21 protein-coding genes are annotated in these 22,273 nt (G+C 68.5%); 15 read left to right on the top strand and 6 right to left on the bottom strand.

Annotated elements, in window-relative coordinates; genetic code table 11:
- Positions 1-141 precede the first annotated feature (141 nt).
- From ACFJIX_RS13870 to ACFJIX_RS13860, 3 genes are all read right to left on the bottom strand, one after another.
- Positions 142-816, bottom strand: coding sequence for a DUF502 domain-containing protein (locus ACFJIX_RS13870; RefSeq protein WP_377160958.1), 675 nt, complete (start codon positions 814-816; stop codon positions 142-144).
- A gap of 21 nt (positions 817-837) precedes the next feature.
- Entirely contained in the window at positions 838-1,176 is a 339-nt protein-coding gene (locus ACFJIX_RS13865; RefSeq protein ID WP_377160956.1) for an FmdB family zinc ribbon protein, read from the bottom strand.
- 136 nt (positions 1,177-1,312) lie between these two features.
- Positions 1,313-2,758, bottom strand: coding sequence for a sodium:solute symporter family protein (locus ACFJIX_RS13860; protein ID WP_377160954.1), 1,446 nt, complete (start codon positions 2,756-2,758; stop codon positions 1,313-1,315).
- Between the two features lie 180 nt (positions 2,759-2,938).
- On the opposite strand from ACFJIX_RS13860, the gene ACFJIX_RS13855 reads away from it, so the two are divergent.
- The 3 genes from ACFJIX_RS13855 (at position 2,939) to ACFJIX_RS13845 (ending at position 3,898) form a co-directional block, all read left to right on the top strand.
- Complete coding sequence (locus tag ACFJIX_RS13855; protein ID WP_377160952.1) at positions 2,939-3,145, top strand: hypothetical protein; 207 nt, start codon at positions 2,939-2,941, stop codon at positions 3,143-3,145.
- 89 nt (positions 3,146-3,234) lie between these two features.
- Positions 3,235-3,438 carry a hypothetical protein gene (locus ACFJIX_RS13850; RefSeq protein WP_377160950.1) on the top strand — a complete coding sequence of 68 codons (204 nt, stop codon included), beginning with the start codon at positions 3,235-3,237 and terminating at the stop codon, positions 3,436-3,438.
- A gap of 181 nt (positions 3,439-3,619) precedes the next feature.
- Positions 3,620-3,898, top strand: coding sequence for a sigma factor-like helix-turn-helix DNA-binding protein (locus ACFJIX_RS13845; protein WP_377160948.1), 279 nt, complete (start codon positions 3,620-3,622; stop codon positions 3,896-3,898).
- A 152-nt stretch (positions 3,899-4,050) separates the two neighbouring features.
- On the opposite strand, the gene ubiB is transcribed toward ACFJIX_RS13845, so the two are convergent.
- Positions 4,051-5,604 (bottom strand): ubiquinone biosynthesis regulatory protein kinase UbiB, encoded by a 1,554-nt coding sequence (ubiB, locus tag ACFJIX_RS13840; protein WP_377160946.1) that lies wholly within the window; start codon positions 5,602-5,604, stop codon positions 4,051-4,053.
- Between the two features lie 22 nt (positions 5,605-5,626).
- Entirely contained in the window at positions 5,627-6,160 is a 534-nt protein-coding gene (locus ACFJIX_RS13835; RefSeq protein WP_377160944.1) for a hypothetical protein, read from the bottom strand.
- A 135-nt stretch (positions 6,161-6,295) separates the two neighbouring features.
- On the opposite strand from ACFJIX_RS13835, the gene ACFJIX_RS13830 reads away from it, so the two are divergent.
- The 11 genes from ACFJIX_RS13830 (at position 6,296) to ACFJIX_RS13780 (ending at position 19,138) form a co-directional block, all read left to right on the top strand.
- Entirely contained in the window at positions 6,296-7,690 is a 1,395-nt protein-coding gene (locus ACFJIX_RS13830; protein WP_377160942.1) for an undecaprenyl-phosphate glucose phosphotransferase, read from the top strand.
- 41 nt (positions 7,691-7,731) lie between these two features.
- Positions 7,732-8,904: a hypothetical protein gene (locus tag ACFJIX_RS13825; RefSeq protein WP_377160940.1), complete on the top strand. Its 1,173-nt coding sequence runs from the start codon at positions 7,732-7,734 to the stop codon at positions 8,902-8,904.
- 16 nt (positions 8,905-8,920) lie between these two features.
- A complete protein-coding gene (gene galE / locus ACFJIX_RS13820) occupies positions 8,921-9,943 on the top strand; it encodes a UDP-glucose 4-epimerase GalE (protein ID WP_377160938.1) in 1,023 nt (340 codons plus the stop codon).
- A 128-nt stretch (positions 9,944-10,071) separates the two neighbouring features.
- Positions 10,072-11,481: a mannose-1-phosphate guanylyltransferase/mannose-6-phosphate isomerase gene (locus ACFJIX_RS13815; protein ID WP_377161772.1), complete on the top strand. Its 1,410-nt coding sequence runs from the start codon at positions 10,072-10,074 to the stop codon at positions 11,479-11,481.
- A 106-nt stretch (positions 11,482-11,587) separates the two neighbouring features.
- Entirely contained in the window at positions 11,588-12,868 is a 1,281-nt protein-coding gene (locus ACFJIX_RS13810; RefSeq protein WP_377160936.1) for a nucleotide sugar dehydrogenase, read from the top strand.
- 85 nt (positions 12,869-12,953) lie between these two features.
- The gene (gene rfbB / locus ACFJIX_RS13805; RefSeq protein WP_377160934.1) at positions 12,954-14,018 is read left to right on the top strand and encodes a dTDP-glucose 4,6-dehydratase; all 1,065 of its coding nucleotides are present in this window, start codon (positions 12,954-12,956) and stop codon (positions 14,016-14,018) included.
- A gap of 87 nt (positions 14,019-14,105) precedes the next feature.
- Positions 14,106-14,987, top strand: coding sequence for a dTDP-4-dehydrorhamnose reductase (gene rfbD / locus ACFJIX_RS13800; RefSeq protein ID WP_377160932.1), 882 nt, complete (start codon positions 14,106-14,108; stop codon positions 14,985-14,987).
- A 14-nt stretch (positions 14,988-15,001) separates the two neighbouring features.
- Positions 15,002-15,892 carry a glucose-1-phosphate thymidylyltransferase RfbA gene (gene rfbA / locus ACFJIX_RS13795; RefSeq protein WP_377160930.1) on the top strand — a complete coding sequence of 297 codons (891 nt, stop codon included), beginning with the start codon at positions 15,002-15,004 and terminating at the stop codon, positions 15,890-15,892.
- Positions 15,892-16,443, top strand: a complete 552-nt coding sequence (gene rfbC, locus ACFJIX_RS13790) for a dTDP-4-dehydrorhamnose 3,5-epimerase (RefSeq protein WP_377160928.1) — start codon at positions 15,892-15,894, stop codon at positions 16,441-16,443. The genes rfbA and rfbC overlap by 1 nt, the downstream gene beginning before the upstream one ends.
- A gap of 7 nt (positions 16,444-16,450) precedes the next feature.
- Positions 16,451-17,602, top strand: a complete 1,152-nt coding sequence (wecB, locus tag ACFJIX_RS13785) for a non-hydrolyzing UDP-N-acetylglucosamine 2-epimerase (protein WP_377160926.1) — start codon at positions 16,451-16,453, stop codon at positions 17,600-17,602.
- A gap of 231 nt (positions 17,603-17,833) precedes the next feature.
- Positions 17,834-19,138 (top strand): acyltransferase family protein, encoded by a 1,305-nt coding sequence (locus tag ACFJIX_RS13780; protein ID WP_377160924.1) that lies wholly within the window; start codon positions 17,834-17,836, stop codon positions 19,136-19,138.
- Positions 19,139-19,162: 24 nt separating this feature from the next.
- On the opposite strand, the gene kdsA is transcribed toward ACFJIX_RS13780, so the two are convergent.
- Positions 19,163-20,002 carry a 3-deoxy-8-phosphooctulonate synthase gene (gene kdsA / locus ACFJIX_RS13775; protein ID WP_377160922.1) on the bottom strand — a complete coding sequence of 280 codons (840 nt, stop codon included), beginning with the start codon at positions 20,000-20,002 and terminating at the stop codon, positions 19,163-19,165.
- A 562-nt stretch (positions 20,003-20,564) separates the two neighbouring features.
- On the opposite strand from kdsA, the gene ACFJIX_RS13770 reads away from it, so the two are divergent.
- Positions 20,565-22,196: an Atrophin-1 multi-domain protein gene (locus ACFJIX_RS13770; RefSeq protein ID WP_377160920.1), complete on the top strand. Its 1,632-nt coding sequence runs from the start codon at positions 20,565-20,567 to the stop codon at positions 22,194-22,196.
- Positions 22,197-22,273: the final 77 nt, after the last annotated feature.

Genomic DNA, 22,273 nt, shown 5'->3' with positions numbered 1-22,273 from the left:
GTTCGGGGCGGGGCTGGCGGCGCGCCTTCAAGACGTTGTCGGCACGGGGCTCGACGACGGGCGCGGCCAGCGATTCAAAAGGGCGCTGGCGGGGTCCTGCGGACCCTCAGGACTGAGCGCTTGCCGGGGCGCTCAGCCCGGTCAATTTCGGGTGGCTTCGCTCGGCAGGACGATCGCGGGATCCCCTTGAGGAGCGACGACGCCCATCGAGATGATGTATTTGAGCGCTTCGTCCACGCTCATCGCCAAAGGCCGCAACTGCGCCCGGGGCATCATCAGGAAGAAGCCCGAGGTCGGGTTGGGCGTCGTGGGCACGTACAGCGCCACGTGCTCGTCGGCCTCGGCGCCGCTGAGCGTGCCCAGCTGCTGGGCGACCTCGCCGCGCGGCGTGCCGGTGACGAAGGCGATGGTCCAGGAACCCTGGTGCGGATACGGCACCAGCACCGCCTCGCGGAAGGCGTTGCCGCTGGACGAGAACAGCGTGTCCGAGACCTGCTTGACCGAGCTGTAGATGCTCTTGACGATGGGGATCTTGTAGAGCAGCCGGTCCCACTGGCGCAGCCACCACTGGCCGAAGATGTTCGCGACGAACATGCCGGTCAGCATCAGCAGCGCGACCATGACGACCACCCCCAGGCCGGGGATGTCGTGCAGCTGCTTGAGCGATTCCTGGGCGGCCAGCGGCAGCACCGCGCCGACGGCCGACAGCAGCCACATGAAGACGCCGTCGATCATGCCGAGCACCCAGAGGAGCACCCAGACGGTGATCGCGAGCGGGAGCCAGACCAGCAGGCCGGTGATGATGTACTTGCGCATGCCTGGGTCCGGGCCTCGATCTCAGTGGCAGGCGCAGGAGCCGCCGCAGGCCGTGCCCGACGACGACGCCGAGCCGGAGGACGACTCGGACGCGGCGGCGGGAGCACCGCCCGACGTCGACGCGCCTTCGGCTCCGGCGGCCGGCGCGGCGGCGGACGTCGCCGCGGCCGCGGTCGAGCCGCCCCGGAAGTCGGTCGCGTACCAGCCGGATCCCTTCAACTGGAAGCCGGCGGCGGTCACCTGCTTCGAGAAGCTCTCCGCGCCACAGGCGGGGCAGACGGTCAGCGGGGCGTCGGACAGCTTCTGCAGCACGTCTTTGGCGTGGCCGCAGGCGCCGCAGCGGTAAGCGTAGATCGGCATGTTGTGGGGACTACCGGGTCAAAAACCCGAAATTATATAGAGGGCGCCGCTGACGGCTGACTCATGCCCGACTCATGCCCGCCTCATGCTGCCCTCTTGCCCGGCGCCTGCCGGGCTCGCCGGGCCCGCTCCGGGCTCAGGCCCCGCCGGCCAGGCGGTGGTGCGATCCGTGGGAATCCCGGATCGCCTGCGGCCCCAGCGACCCGACCAGCATGCCGACGATGCCCGCCAGCAGGCCCGCCAGCTGCGCCGGGAACTGCTCGCCCGCGGGCGTCACGAGGAACAGCAGCCAGGTGATCACGCCCAGCACGATCGCGAAGATGGCCCCCTGCGTCGTCGCGCGCTGCCAGTACAGGCCGAAGACCAGCGGGACGAAGGCGCCGACCAGGGTGACCTGGTAGGCGCTGGAGACCATCTCGTAGATCGAGGTGCCCTGCAGCGCGATCGCGTAGCCGCAGACGCAGACCGAGAACAGCAGCACCGCGATGCGCATCGTGCGCAGTTCCTGCTTGTCCGAGACGCGCGGGAAGAACTGGCGCCAGATGTTCTCGACGAAGGTCACCGACGGCGCCAGCAGCGTGGCCGAGGCGGTCGACTTCAGCGCCGACAGCAGCGCGCCGAAGAAGATCACCTGCATGATGAAGGGCATGCGGTCCATCACCAGGCGCGGGATGACCTGCTGCGGGTCCTCGGCGATCAGCTGCTTGGCGGCCTCCGGCATGATGATCAGCGCGCTGACGACGATGAACATCGGCACGAAGGCGAACAGGATGTAGCAGATGCCGCCGATGACCGGACCGCGCGTCGCGGCCTTGATGTCCTTGGCCGACATCACGCGCTGGAACACGTCCTGCTGCGGGATCGAGCCCAGCATCATCGTCACGGCCGCGCCGAGGAAGAACACGATGTCGTGGAAGCTCGGCTCGGGCAGGAAGCGGAACATGTCCTGGCTGCTGGCCAGCGTGATGACCTTGTCGGCGCCGCCGGCCATGTCGGCGGCGAACCAGGCAATGATGGACAGGCCGACCACCAGGATGATCATCTGGATGAAGTCGGTCACGGCCACCGACCACATGCCGCCGAACAGCGTGTAGGCCAGGATGGACGCGGTGCCGATCATCATGCCCACGGGGATGCTGATCGCGCCGCCCGACAGCAGCTTGAACACCAGGCCCAGCGCCGTCACCTGCGCCGCCACCCAGCCGAGGTAGGACAGGATGATGATGAAGCTGCAGACCACCTCGACCACGCGGCCGTAGCGCTCGCGGTAGTAGTCGCTGATCGTCAGCAGCGTCATCCTGTAGAGCTTGGCCGCGAAGAACAGGCCCACCAGGATCAGGCACGACCCGGCCCCGAACGGGTCCTCCACGACGCCGTTCAGCCCCGTCTGCACGAACTTGGCCGGGATGCCCAGCACGGTCTCGGAGCCGAACCACGTCGCGAACGTCGTCGTGATGATCATCACCAAGGGCAGGTGTCGCCCGGCAATGGCGAAGTCCGCCGTGTTCTTCACCCGCTTGGCGGCCCACAGGCCGATCGCGATGGTGACAAGCAGGTAGAGGATGACCAGGGTCAGGAGCATGGCAGCGGGCCTTGGGAATGCGGGGATGCAAACGCGTGGGGGGTCCACACACAAAAAAGCGCGCGGATTATCCCCGGAACCTCACATCGGGTTGCCCAGGGTCCTCCCGCCCCGCGAACTCCGCTTTCCGTCGCCCCTACTGATCGTTTCAGCGCCGCGCGCGCCTTTGAAAGGAATTCAATGCCCTCGAATTATGACTACGGCAACTTTGCCAATCAGCAGATGCAATCCCAATCGAGCCAGTTCCAAAGCGACGAAAACGCAGCGGAAGCCGGGGAACTGCAGCAGATGAAGTCGCAGCAGCAATTGGCAAACGCCAAGACCGGCATGCGCATCGAAATGGCCAACGCCCAGATCGCCCTCATCGACAAGGTCAGCATGCGCTGACGTCTCCCTCACGAGCGCCAGACGCGCTCGCTCTACCCCCCTTAAACATCAAGAAAGAAGGAACTTTTATGTCCGGAGAAATCCACGCAGTGAAACAGGAACTGGCCTATCAGAGGGGCCTCAACGACGGCATGCGACAACAAGGCGCCATGACCAGCCAGCGCGGCTTCTTCGGCCGCGGCATGGACTTCGCGTCCGGCTTCTGCGGCTCGTTCATGGGCAGCTGCGCCGCCAACATGGCGAACTGCTTCCGCGGCTTCGGCGGCGGCTTCGGCCGAGGCTTCGGCTGGTAACGGTTCAGTCGTCGACCTCCCCGCTGGGCGGCGCCGCGCGGCGCCGCCCGCTCCCGCGGCGCACGGCGCCGCTCTTCATCCGCCAACGCCATGATCGATCTTGCTCCCGCAGCCGAACAGGCCCCCGTACCGGCGCACGTCCTGGAAAAGCGCGCCTGCATCGCCGCCTTCATGGACAGCCATGGATTCCGAATCGGCGCACCGGCCGCGCGAGTCGTCGATGGATGTCAGCCAGCAGGTCGCCTACCGGCAACTGGCCGGCATCGTCGACGTGACGCTGTCCGGACTGTCGCCCGACCTGCGAGGCACCTTCGACCTGGCCTGCCTGCAGGAGGAGTCCTACCGCGATGTCGCCGAGATCCAGGCGATCCCGATCGGCACGGTGCGCTCGCGCGTGAACCGCGTGCGGACGCTGCTGCGCTCGCGCCTGAAGCAGGGCTTCGCCGACTACGCCACCTGACGCGCGACCTGACGCACGACCTGACGCACGACCTGACTCGAAAGCCGGCTTTCCCTTCCGCTTCCCCAGAAAGCCCCCGAGGGGCCCCTTCCCCACCCGTCCACCGCCCCCACGAGGGGCGGTTTGCGTGGCCACGGCGCGGCGAACGATCCTCAGTCGATCCAGCGCATCGCCAGCTGGGTGAGCACGAGCGCCAGCATGAAGCCGCCCACGCCCCACAGCAGTGCCTGCAACAGGTGATTGGTGCGGCGCTGCTCCACCAGCAGCTGACGCGTCAGGTCGGCATGGCCGTCCTCGGCGCGCTGGCGCAGCACCTCGTGCATCAGCCGGGGGAACTCCGGCACCATCTGCGCAAAGCGCGGCGCCTCCTTCTTCAACTGGCGCAGGAAGGCTCGCCAGCCGATCTGCTCGTCCATCCAGCGCTCGAGGAACGGCTTGGCCGTCGCCCAGAGGTCCAGTTCGGGATCGAGCTGCCTGCCCAAACCTTCAATGTTGAGCAGCGTTTTTTGCAGCAAAACCAGCTGAGGCTGAATCTCCACGTTAAATCTGCGGGAGATCTGAAACAGGCGCATCAACACCTGGCCCAGCGAGATGTCCTTCAGCGGCTTGTCGAAATGCGGCTCGCAGACGGTGCGCACCGCGCCCTCGAGTTCATCGACGCGGGTCTCGGGCGGCACCCAGCCGGATTCGATGTGCAACTCGGCGACGCGCTTGTAGTCGCGGCGGAAGAAGGCGATGAAGTTCTGCGCCAAGTAGTCCTTGTCGACCTCGGTCAGCGTGCCGATGATCCCGAAGTCCAACGCGATGTAACGGCCGAAGGTGTGCGGCTCCAGGCTGACCTGGATGTTCCCGGGGTGCATGTCGGCATGGAAGAAGCCGTCGCGGAACACCTGCGTGAAGAAGATCGTCACCCCGTCGCGGGCCAGCTTCCTGATGTCCACGCCCGCCTCGCGCAACCGCTCCAGCTGCGAGATCGGCACGCCGCGCATGCGCTCCATCACGATGACCTCGCTCCGGCAGAGCTCCCAGATCATCTCCGGCACCATCACCAGCTGCAGGTCCTGCATGTTGCGACGGAGCTGGGCCGCGTTGGCGGCCTCGCGCACCAGGTCCAGCTCGTCGTGCAGGTAGGTGTTGAACTCGGCGACGACCTCGCGCGGCTTCAGCCGTCGGCCGTCGGCGGAGAAACGCTCCACCCAGCCCGCCAGCGTGCGCATCAGCGCCAGGTCGTCCTCGATGATGTCGAGCATGCCCGGCCGCAGCACCTTGACGGCGACTTCACGCCCGTCGTGCAGCGTCGCGAAGTGCACCTGCGCGATCGAGGCGCTGGCCACCGGCTCGGCGTCGAAGGTGGCGAACAGCTCCTCGATGCGGCGGCCGAAGGCGCGCTCGATCAGTTCGCGCGAGAGCTCGGCGGGGAACGGCGGCACGTTGTCCTGCAGCCGGGACAGTTCCTCGATCATGTCCGGCGGCACCAGGTCGCGCCGCGTGGACAGCAACTGGCCGAACTTGACGAAGATCGGCCCCAGCCGCTCCAGCGCCAGCCGCAGGCGCATGCCGCGGGGTTGGTCCCAGGCGCGGCCGACCGTGATCAGCCGGCGCAGGAAGCGGAACCGCCGGCGCTTGAGCGTGGACAGCGCCAGCTCGTCCAGCCCGTGTCGATAGAGGGTCCAGACGATGACCAGCAGGCGGGACAGATACCTCATGCCCGGATCTCGGTCCGGGCGCTCATGTCCGGCCCTGGCCGTCGGGCATGAAGCGACCCGCCTGCCGGGCCAGCGTCGCCATCGCCCCGGCGGCCGCGCGGCCGACACGGCCGAGCTGGTGCGCCACGGCCGGACCGGTGATGGCCGCGAGGTCGTCCTCGATGTCCCAGCGCACGTGGTCGATCAGCCAGTTGAAGTCGCCGGCCAGTTGCGCGTCGCCCTGCACCCGTACATCCGGACGCGCGCCCGACAGCGCCGCGAAGGCCGCGGCGGCGGGGTTGGACGCGTCCAGCTCGATGAGCAGGTCCGGTTCTTGCCTAGGGGCATCCTCGTCGCCCAACCGTTCCAGAAGACCGGCCGGGGTGATGCGCAGGCGCAGATCCGGCGCGGCCGGCAGCATCGCCGGCCAGCCGGCCAGACGCAGTCGCAAGGTCTTGCCCGTATGCGGGGCCAGGCGCGCGGTGGCGACGGGCTCGCGGGACATGACATGGTTGAGCAACAGCGTGATGCGATCCTGGACCGCGGGGGCGAGGAGCTTGGACCATTCTTGAAGCATGGGGCGGATTGTAGGCAGGGCGCGAGAATGGCCCGGCCGCGGCGGAACCGGTGACAAGCTAGGGGTCCGGTTACGAGTCCGCGCAACTTATTGAGCGAGAATTTCCGGCTCTTGGCCGGGAAGGACCACTGGGTGATGTTTGAGGACCGAAATTACAAAAGAACCTTCTACAGCGCGCCGCAGTCGGTCCAATCCTTCATCGCGGCCTTCCTGGAACCGACACTGATCGTCCTGGTCTATCTGACCCTGCTGGCCTGGTTCGGCGAGCCGGTGATGCGTTCCACGTACACGCTGTGCATGCTGGTGTTCGCACTGACCTTCCCGGGACGCAACCGCTTTGCCGACCATCCCGCCAGTGCCGTCACCGACATCGTCGGTTCGTGGTTGATGCTGCTGCTGATCCTGGGCATGTTCGCCTACGCGACCAGCAGCTTCCATTACTTCGAGCGGCCGGTGCTGCTGTGGTGGGCGCTGCTGACGCCGCTGGCGCAGATCATCGCGGTCGAGATCGGCCGGCGCGTGCTGCGCTGGCGTTCGCGCCAGCCGTGGATCCGGCGCACCGCGGTGATCATCGGCGCGGGGCCGCTGGGGGCGAAGGTCGCGCGGGCGCTGCAGTTCGGCCCCGTCGGCGGCGCGGACTGCCTGGGCTTCTTCGAGGACCGCACCGACGACCGGCTGCATCCCGACTGCCTGGGCCGCGTGCTGGGCACGCTGCCGCAGCTCAGCGACTACGTCCGCACGCACGGCGTGCGGGAGGTCTACATCACGCTGCCGCTGGGCTCGCAGCCGCGCATCCTGCGCCTGCTGGAGCAGTTGCAGGGCACGACCGCGTCGCTGTTCTTCGTGCCCGACGTCTTCGGCATCAGCATCATCCAGGGCCGCTTGCAGGACGTGAACGGCGTGCCCGTCGTCGGCATCCTGGAAACGCCGTTCACCGGCGTGAACGAAGTCGTCAAGCGGATCAGCGACATCGTGCTGGCGTCGCTGATCCTGGTGCTGATCTCGCCGATCCTGGTGATGCTGGCCATCGGCGTGAAGATGAGCTCGCCAGGGCCGGTGATCTTCCGCCAGCGCCGCAACGGCCTGGACGGCGAAGAGATCATGGTCTACAAGTTCCGCTCGATGCGCTCGATGGACAACGGCGCGGTCGTCAAGCAGGCGACCAAGGGCGACCCGCGCATCACGCCGTTCGGCGCCTTCATCCGCAAGACCTCGCTGGACGAGCTGCCGCAGTTCATCAACGTGCTGCAGGGACGCATGAGCATCGTCGGACCGCGCCCGCACGCGGTCGCGCACAACGAGGAATACCGCCAGATCATCAAGGCCTACATGGTCCGCCACAAGGTCAAGCCGGGCATCACCGGCTGGGCGCAGGTCAACGGCCTGCGCGGCGAGACGGACACCGTGGACAAGATGAAGGCGCGCGTCGAATACGATCTCGAGTACCTGCGCAACTGGTCGCTGGGACTGGATCTCCAGATCATCGTCCGGACGGTCCGGCTGATGCTGTTCGATCGCCATGCCTATTGATGACGACAGCAGATGACGACCACAAGAAGGGGACCCCACCGATGAAGCGACTCCACCGCCTGGCCCTGCCGGCCGTCCTCCTGGCCGCCGCCTCCGGGACCGTCCGGGCGCAGAGCGATGCCGGCAGCCCCTGGTACCTCGGGGCCTCGCTGGGTCACTACTACACGGACAACGTGTTCCGCTCGAATGCCGCCTCCAACAGCGACCAGCTGACCTCGCTGAGCCTGCTGGCAGGCGCCGACACGCGACTGGGTCGTCAACGCGTCCATGCCGACGCGCGCTTCAACGACACGCGCTACCAGCACAACAGCAGCCTGAACAACCGCGGCTACAACATCGACACGGGTCTCGACTGGGAGACCGCAGGCAACCTGTCCGGCACGCTGGACTACACCACCGCACGCACCCTGGCCGACTTCAACAGCAACACCGGCATCGCCCCCACCACCGAGCGCAACCTGCAGACCGACCGCAGCCTGGGCGGCAGCATCCGGCTGGGCCTGCCCAACCTCTCGCCGTTCACGCTGGAAGGCACGTTCTCGCGCCGGGAGCGCGACTACTCGCTGGCGCTCTGGGACAGCCAGGAGTACCGCCAGAACATGTCGTCGCTGGGGGTGCTCTACAACGCCAGCAGCGCGTGGCGCTTCGGCGTGGCGGGGCGCTACACCAAGGGCCGCGTGCCGTCCAACGGCTTCGAGTGGGACCGCAAGGACATCGACCTCACCGCGCGCTGGCGGGCCACGGGCTCCAGCAGCCTGGACGCGCGGATCAGCCGCAGCACCTCGGACTCCTTCACCGGCGTCACCGGCTCGCTGAGCTGGAACCTGTCCCCCGGCGGGCGCTGGTCGCTCAACACCAAGCTGTCGCGCGACACCGGCGTCGAGGCCTACTACCTCGGCATCAACAACGGCCTGGCGGACTTCAACCGCGTGCAGACCGCGCTGCAGTCGCAGCTCAGCTACCGGCTGAGCGGCAAGGTCACCGCGACGGCCGGCCTGGGCATCACGAAGCTGAGCCGCAACGGCGACATCGCCCTGCCCGGCGCCGGCGCCAGGGACGACTCCAAGCAGTACAGCCTGGGCCTGGCCTGGGAGGCGCTGCGCAACGTGACCGTGGGCTGTTCGTACACGCGATTCGATCGCGACACGTCCAACGTGCTTTACTCCTACAACGCCTACACCGCCGGCTGCTACGTGCAAGGCATGATCCGCTGAGACCCGGGACTCCCACATGGCCAACGACACCATCCTGCTGACGGGCGCGACCGGCTACATCGCCTCCCACACCTGGCTCGCGCTGCAGGCCGCCGGGTACCGCGTCGTCGGCGTGGACAACTTCAGCAACAGCTCGCCCAAGGTGCTGGAGCGCCTGGCCGAACTCAGCGGCCAGACGCCGCTGTTCGAGAAGCTCGACGTCTGCGACGGCGCGGCGCTGGACGCCGTCTTCAGCGAGTACCAGCCCGCGGCCGTGGTGCACTTCGCCGCCTACAAGGCGGTCGGCGAGTCCACGACCAAGCCGCTGAGCTACTACCGCAACAACATCGACGGCCTGCTGACCGTCTGCGAGACGATGCGCCGCCACGAGTGCAAGCGCATCGTCTTCTCGTCCAGCGCGACCGTCTACGGCCAGCCCAAGACCCTGCCGCTGCGCGAAGACGCGGAGCTGATGGCCGTCAACCCGTACGGCGCGACCAAGCTGATCGGCGAAGGCATCCTGCGCGACCTGGGCGCGTCGGATCTGCGCTGGCAGACCGCCTGCCTGCGCTACTTCAACCCGGTCGGCGCGCACGAGAGCGGCCGCATCGGCGAGGACCCGCGCGGCATCCCCAACAACCTGATGCCCTACGTGACGCAGGTGGCCGTGGGACGGCGCGCGAAGCTGTCGGTCTTCGGCGACGACTATGACACCCCCGACGGCACCGGCGTGCGCGACTACATCCACGTCGTCGACCTGGCCGAAGGCCACGTCGCGGCGCTGAACTTCCTGCTGCGCGGCGACGAATCGATCTGGGTCAACCTCGGCACCGGCCGCGGCTACAGCGTGCTGGAACTGGTCCAGGCCTTCGCCGCCGCCAGCGGCCGCGAGGTCCCGTACGAGGTCGTCGCCCGCCGCCCCGGCGACGTCGCCGCCTGCTACGCCGATCCGGCGCTGGCGCGGGACAAGCTCGGCTGGACCGCCCGGTTCGACCTGCAGCGCATGTGCGAGGACAGCTGGCGCTGGCAGTCGGCCAATCCGAACGGCTTCGAAGGCTGATCGGCCGTCGGCGACACTACCGCCCTTTTCCAGAATCCGCAGAACCACACGCGCCCTCGTTCGACGGACGGGCGCGCCCAGACAGAGGGAGCAGTACCTTGAGCAAAATCGACACGCAACCAGTGATCATGGCCGGCGGCAGCGGCACACGGCTGTGGCCGCTCTCGCGTGCCGGCTACCCAAAGCAGTTCCTCGTGCTGAGCGGCAACAACAGCCTGTTCCAGCAGGCCGCGGAGCGGCTGGCCGCGCTGTCCGCCGAGGACATCGCGGTGAAGGCCCCGATCGTCGTCGGCAACGAGGAGCACCGCTTCATGGTGCTGGACCAGTTGCGTGAGCAGAAGCTCGTGCCTGGCGCCGTCGTGCTGGAGCCGGTCGGCCGCAACACCGCGCCGGCCATCACGCTGGCGGCACTGCAGGCGATCGAAGGCGGCGAGGACCCGGTGCTCGTCGTCACCCCCGCGGACCAGACCGTCACCGACAGCCCGGCCTTCACCGCCGCCTTGCAGGACGCGGTGCGTCAGGCCAGGGACGGTGCCATCGTGATCCTGGGCATCACGCCCGACCGGCCGGAAACCGGCTACGGCTACATCCGCGCCGGTGCCGAGGGCGCCGGCCTGCGCGTCGAGGCCTTCGTCGAGAAGCCCGACGCGGCGACCGCGCAGAAGTACCTCGACCAGGGCGGCTATTACTGGAACAGCGGCATGTTCGTGCTGCGCGCCAGCGTCTGGCTGCAGGCGCTGCAGCAGTTCCGCCCCGACATCGACCAGGCCACGCGCGTCGCCTTCGCCGCCAAGGCGGTGGACGGCGCCTTCGTGCGGCCGGCCAAGGACGCTTTCGCGGCCGTGCCGTCGGAATCGATCGACTACGCCGTGATGGAGCGCTGCCCCGGCAGCGCGATCGCGCTGCGCATGGTGCCGCTGGACGCCGGCTGGAACGACCTGGGCGCGTGGGAGGCTGTCTGGCAGGTCGCGGACAAGGATGAATCCGGCAACGCGAGCCGCGGCGACGCAATCATCGCGGACAGCCGCAACACGCTGGTGCACGCCACCAGCCGCCTGGTGTCCGCGGTGGGGCTGGACAACATCGTCGTCGTCGAGACGCCGGACGCGGTGCTGGTCGCCGACCGCAGCAAGAGCCAGGACGTCAAGAAGATCGTCAACCAGCTGACCGCCACGCAGCGCGGCGAGCAGAACCTGCACCGCAAGGTGCACCGCCCCTGGGGCTGGTACGACAGCATCGACATGGGCGAGCGCTTCCAGGTCAAGCGCATCATGGTCAAGCCCGGCGCGTCGCTGAGCCTGCAGATGCACCACCACCGCGCGGAGCACTGGATCGTCGTGCAGGGCACGGCCGAGATCGTCAACGGCGACAAGACCCTGCTGCTGACCGAGAACCAGTCCACCTACATCCCGCTGGGCCAGGTGCACCGGCTGTCCAACCCCGGCAAGCTGCCGCTGGAGATCATCGAGGTCCAGTCCGGCTCCTACCTGGGCGAGGACGACATCGTGCGTTACCAGGACACCTACGGCCGGAACTGAGCTCGTCCCGCCCGGACCCTCACCCGGGGGGACGGTTCGGGCAGCGACACGAAAGACGGACGAAAGTCGGATACAAAGCCGTCCTCGGAAAGAACAGGAGAAGGCCGTGTCCGTGATCGCCGTCGTCGGGTTGGGATATGTGGGACTGCCGCTGGTGGTCGAATTCGGCAAGCACGGCCGGACGATCGGCTTCGACATCGCGGTGGACAAGGTCGCCAAGTGCCGCGCAGGCACCGACCCCTCGCGGGAACTGACGGACGAGGAAGTCCGGGCCGCCGTCCACGCCGAATACCACAGCGATCCGGCCTGCCTGGCCGAGGCCGACGTCATCATCGTGGCCGTGCCGACGCCGGTCGACGAGGCTCATATCCCCGACTTCAAGCCGCTGATCGGCTCGTCCACCAGCGTCGGGCGCCACATGAAGCGCGGCGCCGTCGTCGTCTACGAATCGACCGTCTACCCCGGTGCGACCGAGGAGGTCTGCATCCCGGTGCTGGAACGCGAATCCGGCCTGAAATGGAAACAGGACTTCTTCGTCGGCTACAGCCCGGAGCGCATCAACCCGGGGGACAAGGCCCACACGCTGACGAAGATCCTCAAGATCGTCTCCGGTGACACGCCGCAGACGCTGGACATCGTCGCGAAGACCTACGAGAAGATCATCGTGCCCGGCGTGCACCGCGCGTCGAGCATCAAGACGGCGGAGGCCGCCAAGGTCATCGAGAACACGCAGCGCGACCTGAACATCGCGCTGATGAACGAGCTGGCGATCATCTTCGAGCGCCTCGGCCTGGACACCTCCGAGGTGCTGGAGGCCGCGGGCACGAAGTGGAACTTCCTCAAGTTCAAGCCGGGCCTGGTCGGCGGCCACTGCATCGGGGTGGATCCGTACTACCTGACCCACAAGGCCGACATGCTGGGCTACCACCCGCAGGTCATCCTGGCGGGCCGGCGCATCAACGATGGCATGGGCAAGTTCATCGCGGAGCAGACCATCAAGCAGATGATCGCCGCGGGCTCGCACGTCAAGGGCGCCAAGGTCAACGTGCTGGGCCTGACCTTCAAGGAGGACTGCGGCGACCTGCGCAACTCCAAGGTCATCGACATCATCCATGAGCTGCGCAGCTACGGCGTCGAGGTCTTCGTGACCGACCCCGCCGCCGAGGCCGATGAGGCGATGCACGAGTACGGCGTGCAGCTGCACGCCTACGAGGACCTGCCGCGCGCCGATGCGATCGTCGCCGCGGTGGCCCACCGCGAGTACAAGGCGCTGGGCGCCGCCGACCTCGCGGGCAAGCTGGTCGAGGGCGGCGCCTTCATCGACGTGAAGGCCGCTTTTAACAGCGACAATCTGCGCGCGGCGGGCCTGCGGGTCTGGCGACTGTGACGCCGGACGGCGTGGGGTCGCCGTCGCCGCGCCAGCCTTCATCACCGACGATCCGTTTGGATCACAGACATTTCAGGGAAGTTCCATGACGATCCTCGTCACCGGCGGCGCCGGCTTCATCGGCAGCAATTTCGTGCTCGACTGGTTCAAGACGTCGGACGAGCCGGTGGTCAACCTCGACACCCTCACCTACGCGGGCAACCTCGAGAACCTGGCCTCGCTGAAGGACGACGCGCGACACGTCTTCGTCCAGGGCGACATCTGCGACCGCGCGCTCGTCGACCAGCTGCTCGCCACGCACCAGCCGCGCGCGATCGTGCACTTCGCCGCCGAGTCGCACGTCGACCGCTCCATCCACGGTCCCGGCGCCTTCATGCGCACCAACGTCGAGGGCACGTTCACGCTGCTCGAGGCGGCGCGCGCGTTCTGGTCGGCGCTCGAGGGCGACGCCAAGGCGGCCTTCCGCTTCCACCACGTCTCGACCGACGAGGTCTACGGCTCGCTGAAGGCCGAGGACCCGCCCTTCGCCGAGACGAACCCCTACGAGCCCAACAGCCCGTACTCGGCCTCCAAGGCGGCCAGCGACCATCTGGTCCGCGCCTGGCACCACACCTACGGCCTGCCGGTGGTCACGACCAACTGCAGCAACAACTACGGCCCGTACCACTTCCCCGAGAAGCTGATCCCGCTGATGATCGTCAACGCGCTGGCCGGCAAACCGCTGCCCGTGTACGGCGACGGCCAGCAGATCCGCGACTGGCTCTACGTCACCGACCACTGCTCGGGCATCCGCGCGGTGCTGGCCGGCGGCACGCTGGGCGAGACCTACAACATCGGCGGCTGGAACGAGCAGGCCAACATCGACATCGTGAAGACGGTGTGCGCGCTGCTCGACGAGCTTCGCCCCGATCTGGCCGGTCCATATGCCCGCCTCATCACCTACGTCAAGGACCGCCCTGGCCATGACCGCCGCTACGCGATCGACGCCCGCAAGATCGAACGCGACCTGGGCTGGCGCCCCGCCGAGACCTTCGAGACCGGCATCCGCAAGACGGTGCAGTGGTACCTCGCGAATGAGGAATGGTCCTCGCGCGTGCTCTCGGGCGCGTACCGCGAGTGGGTGTCCAAGCAGTACGGGAGCACCCCATGAACGCGCGAGTCGAGCGCCGGGCCGCCCCAAGCCGACTCGCATCCCCTCGGGGGATCGCGGGCCGTACCCGGCACGCGAGGGGCTGACATGAAAGTCCTGCTGCTTGGAAAGAACGGCCAGCTGGGTTGGGAACTCCAGCGCGCGCTCGTCCCGCTCGGTGAGCTGATCGCGCTGGACCGCAGCGAAGGCGGCGACCTCGGCGACAGCGACACGCTGCGCGCCACGGTGCGCCGCGTCGCGCCGGACGTCATCGTCAATGCCGCGGCCTACACGGCCGTCGACAAGGCCGAAAGCGAGCCCGACGCCGCCCGCCAGATCAATGCGCTCGCCACCGGCGTGCTGGCCGAGGAGGCCAAGGCACTCGGCGCGCTGCTGGTGCATTACTCGACCGACTACGTCTTCGACGGCGCCGGCGACGACTGGCGCTTCGAGGACGCGCCCACCGGTCCGCTGAGCGTCTACGGCAAGACCAAGCTCGAAGGCGAGCAACTGATCGCCGCGAGCGGCGCGGACGCGCTGGTGCTGCGCACCAGCTGGGTCTACGCGGCGCGCGGCGGCAACTTCGCCAGGACGATGCTGCGGCTCGCCGCCGAGCGCGAGCAGTTGAAGGTCGTCGCCGACCAGATCGGCGCGCCCACCGGCGCGGACCTGCTCGCCGACATCACCGCGCACCTGATCCGCGCGACGCTGCAGGACCGCGCCCTGTGCGGCACCTATCACGCGGTCGCCAGCGGCGAGACCAGCTGGCACCAGTACGCGAAACACGTGCTGACGCGCGCGCGGGACAAGGGCGTGGCGCTGAAGGTCCAGCCCGAGCAGGTCGAGGCGCTGCCCAGCAGCGCCTACCCGACGCCGGCCCCGCGCCCGCTGAATTCGCGCCTGGACAACCACAAGCTGCAGGACCGTTTCGGCCTGGTGCTGCCGCACTGGCAGACCGGCGTGGACCGGCTGCTCGACGAGATCCTGTGAGAGGAGACAGCACGATGGGCAACGACACCCGCAAGGGCATCATCCTGGCCGGCGGCTCCGGCACCCGGCTGCATCCGGCGACGCTGGCGATCAGCAAGCAGCTGCTGCCGGTCTACGACAAGCCGATGGTCTACTACCCGCTCAGCACGCTGATGCTGGCGGGCATGCGCGACATCCTGCTGATCAGCACGCCGCAGGACCTGCCGCGCTTCGAGGCCCTGCTGGGCGACGGCGCGCGCTGGGGCATCAACCTGCAGTACTGCGTGCAGCCCAGCCCGGACGGCCTGGCGCAGGCCTTCATCCTGGGCAAGGACTTCATCGGCGGCGCCCCGAGCGCGCTGGTGCTGGGCGACAACATCTTCTACGGCCACGACTTCGCCGGTCTGCTGGACAGCGCCGACGTGCAGACCGACGGCGCCACCGTCTTCGCGTACCACGTGCACGATCCGGAGCGCTACGGCGTGGTCGAGTTCGACGCCGCCAAGCGCGCGGTCAGCATCGAGGAAAAGCCCAAGGCGCCGAAGAGCCATTACGCCGTCACCGGCCTGTACTTCTACGACCGCCAGGTCTGCGACATCGCCGCCGACATCCAGCCCAGCCCGCGCGGCGAGCTCGAGATCACCGACGTCAATGCGCGCTACCTCGCGCAGCAGCAGCTGCGTGTCGAGATCATGGGCCGCGGTTACGCGTGGCTGGACACCGGCACGCACGACAGCCTGATGGAAGCCGGCCAGTTCATCGCGACGCTGGAGAAGCGCCAGGGCCTGAAGGTCGCCTGCCCCGAGGAGATTGCCTTCCGCAAGGGCTGGATCACGGCCGAGCAGCTTGAGAAGCTGGCGCAGCCGATGCTCAAGAACGGTTACGGGCAATACCTGAAGCAGGTGCTCAACGAGAAGGTGTTCTGATGAATGTGATTCCGACCGCGCTGCCCGAGGTGCTGATCATCGAGCCGAAGGTCTTCGGCGATGCGCGCGGCTTCTTCATGGAAAGCTGGACCGAGCCGAAGTTCAACGCCGCCGCCGGCGATGACGTGCGCTTCGTGCAGGACAACCATTCGCGCTCCAGCCAGGGCGTGCTGCGCGGCCTGCACTTCCAGTTGCCGCCGCATGCGCAGGGCAAGCTGGTGCGTTGCACGGCGGGCGCGGTGTTCGACGTCGCCGTCGACATGCGCCGCTCCAGCGCCAACTTCGGCCAGTGGGTCGGTGTCGAGCTGACCGGCGAGAACCACCGCCAGCTGTGGATCCCGCCGGGCTTCGCGCACGGCTTCCTGGTGCTGAGCGAGACGGCCGACTTCCTCTACAAGACCACCGACCTCTACGCCCCGCAGGCCGAGGGCTCCGTGCGCTGGGACGATCCGGCGATCGGCATCGACTGGCCGAAGCTGCCCGTCGAATTCAAGCTCGCCGAGAAGGACGCCAAGGCGCCGTTGCTCGCCGACGCGAAATATTTCGACTGAGCTGCCGATGGCCGCGCCGCTGATTCATCTGATCGCCGGCGCGCGACCGAATTTCATGAAGCTCGCGCCGCTGGTGCGAGCGCTGCGGGCCGACGGCCGGCTCGCGTGGAAACTGATCCACACCGGGCAGCACCACGACGCCGCGATGAGCGGCGTGTTCTTCGACGAACTCGGCCTGCCGCCGCCCGACGTCTCGCTGGACTGCCATGGCGGCGGTCATGCGCAGCTGACCGCGCGGATCATGCAGGCCTATGAGCCGCACGTGATCGCGGACCGTCCCGCGGCCTGCATCGTCGTCGGCGATGTCGATTCCACGCTGGCCTGCGCGCTGACGGCGCGCAAGCTCGGCGTGCCGGTGGCGCACGTCGAAGCCGGACTGCGCAGCGGCGACATGACCATGCCCGAAGAGATCAACCGCCGCGCGACCGATGCGATCGCGGACTGGCTCTTCACGACCGAACCCAGCGCGGCCGCGCACCTCCGTCGAGAAGGGCATCCGGACGCCCGCATCGTCGAGGTCGGCCACGTCATGGTCGACAACCTGCTCTTCCAGCTGCAGCGGCTCGATGCCGGCGATGCCGACGCGCAGACCGCCGAAGCAGCGGCGCAGGCGGCGCTCGCCGCCGCTCGCGCCACCAATGCGACCCTGGGCCGATTCGGTGTCGTCACGCTCCACCGGCCGGCCAACGTGGACGATCCGGCGCAGCTCGCCGCACTGATGCAGGCGCTCGGCACGCTGGCGGCCCGGCTGCCGCTGCTGTTCCCGGTGCATCCGCGCACGCGCGCTCGTTTGGAGGCACTCAGCCTCACGCCCGCGCCGGGGCTTCACCTGTTGCCTCCCCTGCCCTACCGCCCGTTCCTGGCCCTGTGGCGCCGCGCGGCGCTGGTCCTCACCGACAGCGGCGGACTCCAGGAAGAGACCACCGCGTTGGGCATCCCCTGCCTCACGCTGCGCGACAACACCGAGCGGCCGGTGACGGTGGACCTCGGCACCAACCAGATCGCCGGCACCGATCCGGCGCGGATCCTGGCTTTGGCGCTGCAACGGCTCGATGACATCGACGGCCGCAGGCCCTCACCCCCTGCCCTCTCCCGCAAGCGGGAGAGGGGGTGGCAGGCGCAGTGCAGAACTCCCTCTCCCGCTTGCGGGAGAGGGTGAGGGTGAGGGCCAGCCCAACGTTGAAGTGCGCCGCCCGCCACTGTGGGACGGCCACACCGCCACGCGCATCGTCTCCCGGCTTGCCGAGGACCTGCTCCGCTGAGTTTCCCCTCGTTCCGGGGGGCTCTGAAAGAACTGCTTACAGGTGGATGCACGTGAGCGGTGCGCGCCTCGTACAGTCGCGGGCTCAGGCGCACGGAGAGGCGCCGGCTGGTGCAGAGGAGGTAAGCCATGCACGTTCCCATCGCCCCGCACGGGGAGGTGGCCGGTTCCGCCGTTGGCGGGCCGTCCACCACCGCGACAACCGCGGCAGCCGGCTCGGCCGGCATCGACTTCGACAGGATCCGCGCCACCCTGATGGTGCTGGGCATCGCCTTGCATGCCGCGGACGTCTTCGTCAGCGCCGGGGACTGGCTGGTCGCCGACACGCACCGCGGCGTCGCCTTCGACGCGCTGGTCGCGCTGATCCACAGTTTCCGGGTTCCCGGCTTCTTCCTGCTGTCGGGACTGCTCTTCGCCGGCAGCCTGACGCGCCATGCGGCACCGGACCTGGTGCTGCGCCAGATGGTGCGCCTGGGCGTGCCGCTGCTGACCTGCTGGGCCCTGCTCAACGCCGCGCAGACCGCCCTGCTGGCCTGGTACCGCGGCGGCGATCCCTGGGCCGCGCTGGCGTCGTTATCGACGCCGATGTCCCACCTCTGGTTCATTCGCGACCTGCTGGTGATGAACCTGCTGGTACTGGGGTGCGTGGCCATCCGCGGCGCCATGCCGACACCGGCCGCGCAACCGGCCGCGCGGGGCATCGCTCCGCGATGGATGACCCGGATCACCCGGAAGCCGGCGCAGCGGCTGGCCGGATTCAGCGGCGGCGCGGCGACCCCGATCCATTGGCTGACCGTCGCACTGGCCGGCGCCCTGCTGAGCCACGCCCTGCTCGTCCTCGTCCGGCTGAGCGGCCTGGCCTATGCGCCAGGTCCGGGCGGCCTGACGCTGTTCAACCTGGCTTTCCATGCACCGATGTTCCTGGCCGGACTGGCGATGCGACAGCACCCGACATGGCTGGACGGCTGGCTGCGCACGCCGTGGTGGCTGCTGCCGGTGGCGGCCTTCGCCGCCAACTGGGGCGACGCCGCCAGCGGCACGTTGCCCCACGCGCTGGCGCGCGAGTTGGCGCTGGCGGTGGAACTGCTCGGCATCTGGCTGGCCACCGGGGCGGCCATCGGCCTGCTCGCCCGGTGGCGGGGACGCCCGCACGGCGGTGTGGGCGAGCGTCTGAGCAGCGCGCTCGCCGACGCGAGCTACACGATCTTCCTGGTCCACCACCTGATGGTGGTGGCGCTGGCGCTGCTGCTGCTGCCGCTGGACTGGCCCGCGGCACTGAAGTTCGCGCTCATCGCCTGCGGCACGCTGGCGCTGAGCCTGGCCTTCCACCGCTGGGTGGTGCGGCCTTTCGCCGTGACCCGGCTGCTGTTCAACGGCCGCCTGCCGGCGACCGCGCAAGCGCAGCCCGTCACCCCCACGCCAGGACGGGCCTGACGGGCGGCCGCGCCGCCGCACGCCTCACTGCGTGTCGAGCGCCGGGAAACCCTTGACCAGGTCGTCGACGGCCTTGACCTGTTCCAGGAAGGGCTTGAGCTGCGACAGGCGCAGCGCGCTGGGACCGTCGCAGAGCGCCTTCTCCGGGTCCGGATGCGCTTCCAGGAACAGCCCCGCCAGGCCGATCGCCATGCCGGCGCGGGCCAGTTCCGTCACCTGGCCGCGGCGGCCGCCCGACGCGGCGGCCCCGGACTCGCGCTGCTGCAGCGCATGGGTCACGTCGAAGATCACCGGCTTGCCGCCGCTGACCTGCTTCATCACGCCGAAGCCCAGCATGTCGACGACCAGGTTGTCGTAGCCGAACTGCGCGCCACGATCGCACAGCATCACGTTCGGGTTGCCGCCCTCCTGGAACTTCTCGACGATGTTCTTCATCTGCGGCGGGCTGACGAACTGCGGTTTCTTGATGTTGATGACCCGGCCGGTCTTGGCCAGCGCGATCACCAGATCGGTCTGGCGCGCCAGGAAGGCCGGCAACTGGAGCACCTCGCACACGGCGGCCACTTCGGCGGCCTGGTGGGGCTCATGCACGTCCGTCAGCACGGCCACGCCGTGGGCCTTCTTGACCGCCTCGAAGATCTTCAGGCCGGCTTCCAGGCCGGGACCGCGATAGCTCTTGATCGAGGAGCGGTTGGCCTTGTCGAACGAGGCCTTGAACACGTAGGGGATGCCCAGTTCCTTCGTCACGCGGACGTACTCGCCGCAGACGTCGACGGCGAACTGCTCCGACTCCAGCACGTTGACCCCGCCGAACAGCACGAACGGCTTGGCGTTGTCGACCACGATGTCATTGATCTTGACCATCTCGATTCCCTCAGACGAAGGCGGCAGTATCCCACGCGCCCCCGGCGGGCCCGCCCCGTGTCCACCCCCTCGATCGGCGGGCGCGCCGACCCGCGCTGGCGTGATGACAGCGTTTCGCCGACACGTCCCGGCGGTTTTTCCCGACGCGTTTCCGTGCGTTTTGCGGGTTTCAATTTCGAATATCGAACGGAATATCCCTCCCGATCTCCGAGTATGTAACGGACCGCAATAACCCCGTGATCCGAGACATTCGTGGGGTTGTCAATCCTCGACCCGGATGTTTCAAACAGTACGTCCCGAGAGGCGCCGAATATTCCACGGAATCACGCCACGCGACCCGACGAGCGGGTGGAGAACCGCCGCGTCCTCTCCCCATACTGACTCATGGCTGCAACACCTCCCGGGCATGGAGGAAATCAGCAGCCAGATATCCGGGTCGCCAACATCCAGTAACAAGAATCCCGCCCGACGAATGACGTGTCATTCGCGGCGCGCAAGAAGAAGAGATCGAGGCCTATTAATCGTCAACGCGCTCACGCGCATCAGCAGTAATTCAATCACCATGACGAATATCTCTTCTTCCCTGCGAGTTTCCACCGGCCTGAGCGCCTGCGCCCTGGCGGTCGGCCTGCTGCTGACCGGTTGCGGCGGTGGTGGCGGCGGCAGTGGCGCCACGGTCGCCATCCAATCGCTGGAAACGCCGCCCATCGTGGCGTCGGTACCCGCCGCCACGGCCGGCACGCCGGTCAGCCCCGCGGCCAGCGAGGCCGTCGCCGGCGTGTCCGTGGTGCTGGCCACGACCGCCCGCCCCGCCGCGGCGGCCGCCTGCACGGCCGGCAACTTCGGCAGCTTCGCCCGCCCGTTCAGCCCGGACTCGCCGTGGAACAGCCGTCCGGTCTCGCCGGTGCTCGGCACAGCGACGATTCCCACCGCGCTGTACACCCCGACCGTCGCCGCCGGCGCCTGGTCGAGCGCCGCCTTCGAGGCCTCCGCCGGCGACGCGCCGATGGTCGTCACCGGCGCCACCACGCAAGGCGTCTGGGACCCGGACAGCGAGGTCTATCGCCCCAGCGTCACCATCGCCCACTGGCCGGCCACGACCACGCCGGCCACCGGCACCGACGGCCACGCCGAGATCGTCGACCCGAGCACCGGCATCGTCCATTCGTTCTGGGGCCTCAAGCAGGTCAACGGCGCCTGGGTCGCGAAGCAGTACGCCTGGACCCCGCTGGCCGGTCGCGGCATGGGCGATCCCTCGCACTACTACCAGGGCGCGCGCGCGGCCGGCGTGTCGACGCTCGGCGGCCTGATCCGCACCGCCGAGGCCGTCGACGGCGACACGATGTACCGCCACGCGCTGGCCATGTCGCTGGACGCCACCGGCCTGAGCGCCGCGCCGACCTACCGCTTCCCGGCCACGTCCGCCGACAGCAATGCCGCGACGACCAACAGCGGCCAGATCCCGATGGGCACGTTGATGATGCTGCCGGCCAGCTTCAACGCGCAGGCCCTGGCGACGCCCGAGCTGCGCAAGGTGGCCGAAACGCTGAAGGCCTACGGCGCCTACGTGGTGGACCGCAACACCGGCACGCCCTTCGTCATCTACGTCGAGATCGGTGCCGACCTCAAGCTGCACCGCAACGGCTGGAGCAACGCCACCGCGAACGACCTGGAGCTGATGCGCGCGGCGATGCGCCCGGTGGAAAGCGCCTCGGCCTGGAAGGACGGCAACGGCAACACCAGCTCGACGGTGACCAGCACGGCGCTGAACCTGCTGTCGATGCGCGGCGGCTGGTGGCGCACCAAGGGCACGGTCAGCGGCGAGTTCGACACCTGGCGCCAGGCGCTGGTGTTCCCGGCGACGATCACGCAGATCGAGCAGGCCAACGCCACCGGCCGCGCCATGAATCCGGTCACCTGGGCCGTCCCGGCCACCGGCGAGACCTTCCGCCTGGACGTCGACGCGACCGGCGGGGCCTCGTTCCGCATGACCATCGCGGACAAGGTCAGCGGCGCCGTGGTCTACGACAGCGGCTACCTGACCGACGGGCAGTCGACCACGCTGGTCTGGCCCAACGTGGCCAGCTTCAAGGTGACCACCTGGGCCCGCAGCGGCGTGGACAACGTCGAATCGACGCTGCGTCCGACGCTGGTCAAGACCGGCGGACCGGCCGGCAGCGTCTGCGCCGGTTGACCGGACTGGCCGCGGCGGGCTGATGCAGCCTGCCGCGGCGCTGGATCAGGCGGTCGGCAGCGCGACGGTCAGCCGGG

The sequence above is a fragment of the Roseateles sp. UC29_93 genome, from assembly GCF_042695725.1.
Taxonomy (GTDB): Bacteria; Pseudomonadota; Gammaproteobacteria; order Burkholderiales; family Burkholderiaceae_C; genus Roseateles; species Roseateles noduli_A.
Note: the sequence above shows the minus strand (reverse complement) of the source record. Positions and strands in the feature narration are given on the sequence as shown.